The organism is Pseudopedobacter sp., assembly GCF_040392825.1.
Taxonomy (GTDB): Bacteria; Bacteroidota; Bacteroidia; order Sphingobacteriales; family Sphingobacteriaceae; genus Pseudopedobacter.
In genome coordinates this window covers 1-7,855 of record NZ_JBEBVH010000196.1, presented here as the reverse complement: position 1 = coordinate 7,855, position 7,855 = coordinate 1, and the positions used below count along the sequence as shown (strand labels likewise).

The following is a 7,855-nucleotide window of genomic DNA, read 5'->3' as shown; positions in this document are numbered from 1 at the left end:
ATGATATTAGTGATTATGGTTATAGGCTAGGAAGAGCATGGGGAATAGGTGGTAAAGAAAAAAATACTGGTGTTCTTATTCTTGCCGCAATTGAAGACAGAAAAGTAACCATCCAAACCGGATACGGAATGGAAGGTATGCTGCCAGATATTATTACTAAAAGAATTATAGAAAATGAGATTAAGCCTAATTTCAGATCTGGTAATTATTACGAAGGCTTAGATGCAGCAACTTCCGCTATTATAAGTTATAATAAAGGAGAATACAAAGGAAATGGACCGAAAAAAGAAAAACAGGGTATTCCTATCGGTTTAATTGTACTGATTGCAATTATCATTATCAGTCTCATTGGACGTGGTGGCAAAGGTGGTGGTAATAGAAGAAATGTCATAGGCGGACGTGGTGGGGCAGATATCTTCTGGTGGTCTATACTAAATGGACTCGGAAATGACAGGGGAAACAGAGGTGGTGGATTTGGCGGCGGCTTCGGAGGAGGTTCTGGTGGTGGTTTCGGTGGATTTGGCGGGGGAAGCTTCGGAGGCGGCGGGAGTAGCGGAAGTTGGTAAAAACAATTTTAGAATTACGATTTTGTCGGTCGTTGGTAACATCTCACACTCAAATCAAAACAGGAATGACAACAATAAAAAAATGGACTAAATTAACTTCACGATATATTAGTAAATCTCCATGGGCAACATTAAGGGTAGATGCCTGTGAACTTCCCAATGGAAAAATAACCAATGATTATTACATTTTAGAATACCCAAATTGGGCAAATGCAGTGGCTATCACCGAAAGTAATGAAATAATACTGATTAAACAATATCGTCATGGGGCAGATATTATCTCTCTGGAAATACCGGGCGGTGTGATAGATGGAGATGAAGATCCAAAGGATGGGATAAAAAGAGAATTACTTGAAGAAACGGGATATTTATTTGAAGATATCGAACTGATATCTACGATTTATCCGAATCCGGCCACATCAAATAATATTACTTATGGTTTTTTGGCAAAAGGTGGAAAGAAAACTCAGGAACAAGCTTTAGATGAACATGAAGATATTGAAGTTAGCTTACATTCAATAGAAGATGTCAAACAATTGCTATTAGACAATAAATTCCCACAGGCATTACATACAACCGCATTAATGTATGCATTTTTAAAAATGGGAGTTTTGAAATAATTAAAAACGTAATACAAAAAAAGAAACCCGATCAAAATTGATCGGGTTTCTTTTTATAAAGTCTTGAATTCAGACCTAGCTTAATTCATTTTCAGCTTCTTCTGAATATCCTGAACATAAGCTTTAAATTTCTTATCTGTATCAATTAAATCTTCTACAGTCTGGCAAGCATAAATAACTGTTGAATGGTCTCTTCCACCAAAGAAAGCTCCAATAGATTTTAATGAAGTTTTAGTATGGCTTTTTGCAAGATACATAGAGATTTGACGAGCCTGTACAATTTCCCTTTTTCTGGTTTTTGATTTCACCATTTCTACAGGAACTTCGAAATATTCACATACCAATTTCTGAATATATTCCATAGAAATTTCTTTATTAGAATTTTTAATAAAATTCTTCAGCATCTGTTTTGCCAGAGCCAAATCAACCTCTTTTTTGTTCAGAGTAGATTGCGCTAATAAAGAAACCATTGCCCCTTCAAGTTCACGTACGTTATTGTCTATGTTATGAGCAACATATTCGATAACATCTTCTGGAAGCTCTATACCATCCTGATACATTTTCTTTTTAAGGATAGCCATACGGGTTTCTATATCCGGAACAGTAAGATCTGCAGATAAACCCCATTTAAATCTGGATAGCAATCTTTCCTCTAGACCAGCCAGGTCTTTTGGAGCTTTATCCGATGTTAAAATCAATTGCTTACCTGATTGATGTAAATGATTAAAAATATGGAAGAAAATATCCTGAGTTTTATCTTTTCCAGCAAAGTTATGTACATCATCCATAATGATTACATCCATTGCCTGGTAAAAGTTCACAAAGTCGTTAATTGTATTGTTTTTTAACGAGTCTACAAACTGCTGACAGAATTTTTCACATGAAACACATATCACCAGTTTATCTGGCATGTTTGCTTTAATCTCATTACCTATAGCCTGAGCCAAGTGAGTTTTTCCTAATCCTACACCTCCATAAATCATTAAAGGGTTAAAAGAAGTACCTCCTGGTTTAGCAGCTACTGCATAACCCGCTGACCTGGCTAGACGATTACAATCTCCTTCAATAAAGTTTTCGAATGTGTAATTAGGATTTAATTGCGGATCTACCTGAAGTTTCTTGAGTCCGGGAATTACAAAAGGATTTTTGATATCCTTATTTAATGCAACCGGCATAGGCATAGACTGGTTCTTCCCTTCTGCTCCGTTTCCACTTGAAGGCATATTGGTGGTATAAGGTTTCTGCGCAGACGATTTCTCTACAACAATATTATACTCTAACCTCCCTGCATCTCCCAATTGGTTTTTGATTGTTTTTCTAAGTAGACCTACGTAGTGCTCTTCTAACCACTCGTAAAAAAACAAACTCGGCACCTGTATAGTTAAAACACTCCCCTCAAGCTTAAGTGGTGATATAGGTTCGAACCATGTTTTGAAACTTTGGGTCGGTATATTATCCTTAATGATTTGAAGACAGCTATTCCAAACGCTGGCACAAGTTTTTTCCATATTTTCTCTAATAATCTGATTTTAAATGCGATGGAAATTGACGGGGGTGTCTATTTCCGTGATTCGAATATTCGAAAAAAAATCGGCATAAAAAACTATATTTTAAAATTGTTTTCAACTACCTCAATAGCAGAAGAATAAACCATTTTTTTGTGATTATTTTTAGAAAAAACGAAGTCTAGCCTGCCTAAATTTATTCCGGCGAATCCAACCTGATTTACCAGTACTTCCTGACCGGAAAGATTACGGATACTGTCAGGCTTTCTTAAGAATGTATGTGTATGTCCTCCGATGATTAGATCTGTATAACGGGTATTCTTTGCCAATTCAACATCACATATTTTATTGCCCTCTTTATATCTGTACCCTAAGTGTGAGAGGCATACAACCATATGGCATTTTTGGTCCAGCTTTAAAAAACGTTCCATCTCTAAAGCCTTTTTCAGGGCATCCAAATATTTAGAGTTCCCGTATTCTTTTTTATTTACCAATCCTTCAAAGTCTATTCCTAATCCGTAAACCCCAATCTTTACATTACCTTTCTTAAAGATTTTATAAGGAATGGTCTTATTATGGAGATCTGTATCGGTAAAATCGTAGTTTGAATTAATTACAGAGAAGTTAGCATGTGTGAGCTGTTTAGCAAAACCTTCTACTCCATTATCAAAATCATGGTTTCCCATAATCCCCGCGTCGTACCCCATCATACTCATCATTTTAATTTCTAGTTCTCCACCCCAGAAATTGAAGTATGGAGTGCCCTGAAAAATATCTCCTGCATCAAAAAGCAGTACATTTTTTTCTTCGCTCCTGATTTTATTGATTAAAGCTGCTCTTGGAGCCACTCCACCCAAACCCTGATTTCTGCCACCATCCATAGGGAACGGGTCGATACGGCTATGAACATCATTAGTATGTAGAATGGTGATCTTAATGAAATCATCTTTGGCAAAAAGATTTTCTGATTTCAGACCTAAAGCCAGTAATGCTGCACTAGCCGCAGCTCCTTTTATAAAACCTCGCCTATTTAATACTGATTCTTCCATCTAATACAGGATTTAAAGTCTTACCTGATCTCTTCACTTTGTCAACATAATTCAACAGCGCATCTCTGAGGAGAAAACTATAGTCTTTTCTTTCTATACCTTTACCAAAAATTTCGCCTCCATCCCCTCCATTCGCCATATAATCTGATGTTAATACGATATAGTCCTTATTAACATCTATCGGTTTTCCATTTATGGTAATATCTGCTGCTTTTTTTGTAGCCTTATCTATTTTAAATCTTGCTCCCGAAATGGCGTCCCCACCAGATCTTGCTAAAAAATCAAAAAAAGCCTGCATATCACTTCCTCTGAATTTTACGGTGACGATAGCATTTTCAAATGGCATTAGCTCAAATATTTTAGAGCGCGGAACGTTTCCTTTCGGAAGAGCGGCTCGCAAGCCCCCATAGTTTGAAAAGACCATATCAAAAAGTATTCCCCTGTCTCTGGCGGCATCCGCAATAGCATCTCCGAAAAAATTATTTAATAATCCTTCCGGCTTATCTTTGGTGATTTCGACTTCGGAATAAACCACAATATCATTCATTATAGAATCCAATTTTTGTTTATATGGACTATAATATTTAAGGATATTTGAATCTACAGGTAAAGATTTATTGATTTCGTATTGCTTAGGCTGCGATTGTGACAAGTGATATTTTGGACTACAGGCTTGTACAAACAACATTGCACTACCAACCAATAAATACCGCCAGCCAAATTGCATTTTCATTTTTGAAGGTTTACTTTTTAAATCTACAATTCCTGATATTGGCTTTTTACGACCATCATGGCTAAATCATAGGGGCTTTGTTCCAATGTTTCTAATTTTGCAAACACTATTTTGCTTAATTCAACAGCAGAGGAGCCATCTGGCAATTCATTGATTGAAGTATTAATTAATGTAACTGTATCGTCTTTAACCCGCTTTACAATTGACCATGCTTCAGATGATAAGTAAAGCTGCTGTGTAACATTATGCTGATATTCTGCCCTGATATCTTCTAATACCAGAATCTGCATTTGCTTTGCCGTCATTCCGGGAGTATGTAATCTCAACAACAAATTTGAAGGATTAATTCGCTCTATAAACAAAGTCATTCTTTCCAATGCCTGCAATCTTAAAGGCAACAGTTCTTTGTTTAGTATAACTTTGTAATTACGAACCTGAATGTTTTGATATCTGTCAAAATATCCTCTAAACACAAAATAAATCAAGAAAATAAGGATGGCACCAGCAATAACCAGTTTTAAAACATCTGTAAGTAAAGAAACAATATCCATATTGTAAGACAACAGTAAAAATGAGTTGTTTAAGAAAACAAACTTCTGCATTTTAACTTATATTTGTGGTAAAATTTTGAAAGAATTATGAGTACAGGATCAATAACAGCTATAGCTCCTATCACATTAACCGAAGGTGCAAAAAAAGAAGTTAGGAAATTGATATCTCAACAAGAGTTGGGTCCTGATTTTGGTTTACGTGTTGGTGTAGAGGGAGGCGGATGTTCCGGAATGAACTATGTTCTAGGATTCGATCAAATTAAAGATGGAGACACAGAATACAATATAGACGGAATCAGAGTGTTCATGCATAAAGCCCATGGACTTTATTTAGCAGGAATGGAAGTAGATTTCCAGCAAGGTTTAAATGCTCGTGGATTTGTTTTTAATAATCCAAATGCAACAAGTACGTGTGGTTGCGGCACCAGTTTCTCTGTTTAACACTACATTTTATTATTAAAACATTTAAGCTGTTTCGAAAGGAACAGCTTTTTTTATTGTTTTTTGATAACGCTCCACATTGATATAACAAATGCAATAACCTGTTTACCTTTATTTATCTGTAACAAAAAGTATCTATCTTAGTCTATAAGACAACTTATCAGAATATCAGATGACCGTTCAGGAAAACATCAAAATTGCAATACAGTCAATTAGAGGGAATAAATTGAGAACTTTTCTCACCGCCTTGATTATTGCTATTGGACTGATGGCCTTAGTGGGTATTCTTACTTCTATAGATGCTATCAAAGGTTCTTTAAACAGTACATTCTCTAACATGGGAGCCAACTCATTCACTATCAGAAACAGAGGAACCGGTATCCGTATTGGCGAAGGAGGGGTAAAACCAAAAGTATGGCCAGTTATTACTTTCAGGGAAGCTATGGCATTTAAAAACAGATTTGACATGGCTTCGGCGGTGGTTTCTGTAAATACTTTCGCTTCCAGAGCGTCTACTATTAAATATGGAGAGAAAAAAACAAATCCCAACATTAATGTACTCGGAGCAGATGACGCCTATCTTTTTACCGGAGGCTATAAATTGGAGCAGGGACGAAATTTTTCTGCCGACGACATGGAATCAGGTACAAATGTGACTATCATTGGTCAGGAAATAAAAAACAATCTTTTTCCGAACGAAAATGCTTTAGATAAAATTATTACTATCGGAAATGATAAATTCAGAATTATTGGAGTTTTTGAAAAAAAGGGATCCAGCTCTGGTTTTGGAGGCGATAGAATTTGCGTAATTCCCGTAATCAAAGCCCGACAAATAAGCAATAGTTCCAATCCTACATATACCATCTCGGTAATGCTGACGAATTCTGCACAGATGGAATATGCTATTGGAGAAGCGACTGCTTTATTCAGAAATATCAGGAAACTGGAAATAGCGAAGCCTAGTAACTTTGAGATAACCAAAAGTGATTCTTTAGCTCAAACCCTGATCGAGAATTTAAGAATGGTTCAGTATGCCGGTATTGCTATAGGCTTTATTACATTAACTGGTGCCGCTATTGCATTAATGAATATTATGTTGGTATCTGTTACCGAAAGAACTCGGGAAATTGGTGTAAGAAAAGCAATAGGTGCAACACCAGAAGTCATTAGAAAACAGTTTTTATATGAAGCCATTATGATTTGTCTTCTGGGAGGCTTCTGCGGGATTTTCATGGGAATTCTTATTGGAAATCTGCTGGCTATTGCCATGGGTGCTTCTTTCTTAATGCCATGGGCCTGGATATTCTTAGGCTTAACCGCTTGTATAGTTACAGGTTTATTATCGGGCTTTATTCCTGCATCTAAAGCCGCGAAATTAGATCCGGTTGAAGCCTTGAGATATGAATAAGCTATAGAGTTGAATTTAAAGTAACAGATTTTAACAATTCTTCTGTTGACTTTAATGACAAGCTTTCTTCTAAAGTCTGAATATGTTTTAAATGATGTGCATCTGAACCCATGAAATCAATTATTCCCATAGAAACCAATTTACTAGCTGCTTTTTGAACGCCTTTTCCATAATATCCAGTTAACGAAATAGTATTTAATTGCAGATAACAACCCCAACTTTTTATTTCTTCGTAACGTTCTGTTGACTGATGAAAGTATCCATAACGTTCCGGATGAGCCAGAATTGGTGCATAACCTTTATCTCTGATTTTTTGAATAGTTTCTTCTAGATTGTTGGGTTCATTAACATAAGAAAGTTCGAATAACAGGTAATTAGAAAATGTAAGTACATTATTTTGTTGCAGGTTCTGTTCAAAAAACTCATCTAAATAATATTCGGCAGCAGCAGCAACTTCTATATTTATATTTCTGCGACTGAGTTCATCCTTGACTAAATCTAATGCTTTGTGTATTGTTTTAGGAGAGTTCCTGTAATAATCTCCCATAATGTGAGGTGTGGCTATTAATTTACGGTATCCCAGAGATTTGAATTTCTCTACCAGTATAATCGATTCTTCAATGTTTTTTGCTCCATCATCAATACCGGGAAGAATATGCGAGTGCATATCCGTCCCAATATCTTTGAAATTATATAGTAACGCTTTCTTTTTAAAAAAGCTTAACATTAACGGTCTGTATATTGCCCTTCGTAATAATGTTGATAATTACCCGAAGTAACATTGTTTAACCATTCTTCATTTTCGAGATACCAATCTACCGTCTTTTCCAAACCTTCCTCAAATTGTAAACTTGGTTCCCATCCTAAATCAGTTTTTAATTTAGTAGCGTCTATGGCATAGCGCAAATCATGTCCTGCTCTATCAGTTACATAAGTAATGAGTTTTTCTGATTCGCCTTCCGCTCTTTTTAACTTCCTGTCC

10 protein-coding genes are annotated in these 7,855 nt (G+C 36.0%); 4 read left to right on the top strand and 6 right to left on the bottom strand.

Annotation, left to right across the window (positions count from 1 at the left end):
* Together ABWO41_RS13265 and ABWO41_RS13260 are read left to right on the top strand one after the other, a co-directional pair.
* The coding region (locus tag ABWO41_RS13265; protein WP_353138810.1) for a TPM domain-containing protein at positions 1-566 on the top strand (566 nt) is incomplete at its 5' end.
* A 65-nt stretch (positions 567-631) separates the two neighbouring features.
* On the top strand, positions 632-1,186 hold the full coding sequence (locus ABWO41_RS13260) for an NUDIX hydrolase (RefSeq protein WP_353138807.1): 555 nt from the start codon (positions 632-634) through the stop codon (positions 1,184-1,186).
* Between the two features lie 80 nt (positions 1,187-1,266).
* On the opposite strand, the gene dnaA is transcribed toward ABWO41_RS13260, so the two are convergent.
* The 4 genes from dnaA to ABWO41_RS13240 form a co-directional block, all read right to left on the bottom strand.
* Positions 1,267-2,694 (bottom strand): chromosomal replication initiator protein DnaA, encoded by a 1,428-nt coding sequence (gene dnaA / locus ABWO41_RS13255; protein ID WP_353138804.1) that lies wholly within the window; start codon positions 2,692-2,694, stop codon positions 1,267-1,269.
* A 95-nt stretch (positions 2,695-2,789) separates the two neighbouring features.
* On the bottom strand, positions 2,790-3,740 hold the full coding sequence (locus ABWO41_RS13250; RefSeq protein WP_353138801.1) for a bifunctional metallophosphatase/5'-nucleotidase: 951 nt from the start codon (positions 3,738-3,740) through the stop codon (positions 2,790-2,792).
* A complete protein-coding gene (locus ABWO41_RS13245; RefSeq protein WP_353138798.1) occupies positions 3,718-4,473 on the bottom strand; it encodes a 5'-nucleotidase C-terminal domain-containing protein in 756 nt (251 codons plus the stop codon). The genes ABWO41_RS13250 and ABWO41_RS13245 overlap by 23 nt, the downstream gene beginning before the upstream one ends.
* 23 nt (positions 4,474-4,496) lie before the next feature.
* On the bottom strand, positions 4,497-5,075 hold the full coding sequence (locus ABWO41_RS13240) for a DUF7935 family protein (RefSeq protein ID WP_353138795.1): 579 nt from the start codon (positions 5,073-5,075) through the stop codon (positions 4,497-4,499).
* A gap of 36 nt (positions 5,076-5,111) precedes the next feature.
* On the opposite strand from ABWO41_RS13240, the gene ABWO41_RS13235 reads away from it, so the two are divergent.
* A complete protein-coding gene (locus tag ABWO41_RS13235; RefSeq protein ID WP_353138793.1) occupies positions 5,112-5,465 on the top strand; it encodes a HesB/IscA family protein in 354 nt (117 codons plus the stop codon).
* 172 nt (positions 5,466-5,637) lie between these two features.
* Positions 5,638-6,873: an ABC transporter permease gene (locus ABWO41_RS13230; RefSeq protein WP_353138790.1), complete on the top strand. Its 1,236-nt coding sequence runs from the start codon at positions 5,638-5,640 to the stop codon at positions 6,871-6,873.
* Between the two features lies 1 nt (position 6,874).
* On the opposite strand, the gene ABWO41_RS13225 is transcribed toward ABWO41_RS13230, so the two are convergent.
* Both ABWO41_RS13225 and ABWO41_RS13220 read right to left on the bottom strand, forming a co-directional pair.
* Positions 6,875-7,600 carry a tyrosine-protein phosphatase gene (locus tag ABWO41_RS13225; protein ID WP_353138787.1) on the bottom strand — a complete coding sequence of 242 codons (726 nt, stop codon included), beginning with the start codon at positions 7,598-7,600 and terminating at the stop codon, positions 6,875-6,877.
* Positions 7,600-7,855: GDP-mannose 4,6-dehydratase (locus ABWO41_RS13220; protein ID WP_353138784.1), on the bottom strand; the 256-nt coding region annotated here is incomplete at its 5' end. The genes ABWO41_RS13220 and ABWO41_RS13225, both read right to left, overlap by 1 nt.

What these genes read in the sequence shown, in the direction of transcription:
- ABWO41_RS13260 (WP_353138807.1), top strand. Translation starts at nt 632, where the DNA reads ATGACAACAATAAAAAAATGGACTAAATTAACTTCACGATATATTAGT.
- dnaA (WP_353138804.1), bottom strand. Translation starts at nt 2,694, where the DNA reads ATGGAAAAAACTTGTGCCAGCGTTTGGAATAGCTGTCTTCAAATCATT.
- ABWO41_RS13250 (WP_353138801.1), bottom strand. Translation starts at nt 3,740, where the DNA reads ATGGAAGAATCAGTATTAAATAGGCGAGGTTTTATAAAAGGAGCTGCG.
- ABWO41_RS13245 (WP_353138798.1), bottom strand. Translation starts at nt 4,473, where the DNA reads ATGAAAATGCAATTTGGCTGGCGGTATTTATTGGTTGGTAGTGCAATG.
- ABWO41_RS13240 (WP_353138795.1), bottom strand. Translation starts at nt 5,075, where the DNA reads ATGCAGAAGTTTGTTTTCTTAAACAACTCATTTTTACTGTTGTCTTAC.
- ABWO41_RS13235 (WP_353138793.1), top strand. Translation starts at nt 5,112, where the DNA reads ATGAGTACAGGATCAATAACAGCTATAGCTCCTATCACATTAACCGAA.
- ABWO41_RS13230 (WP_353138790.1), top strand. Translation starts at nt 5,638, where the DNA reads ATGACCGTTCAGGAAAACATCAAAATTGCAATACAGTCAATTAGAGGG.
- ABWO41_RS13225 (WP_353138787.1), bottom strand. Translation starts at nt 7,600, where the DNA reads ATGTTAAGCTTTTTTAAAAAGAAAGCGTTACTATATAATTTCAAAGAT.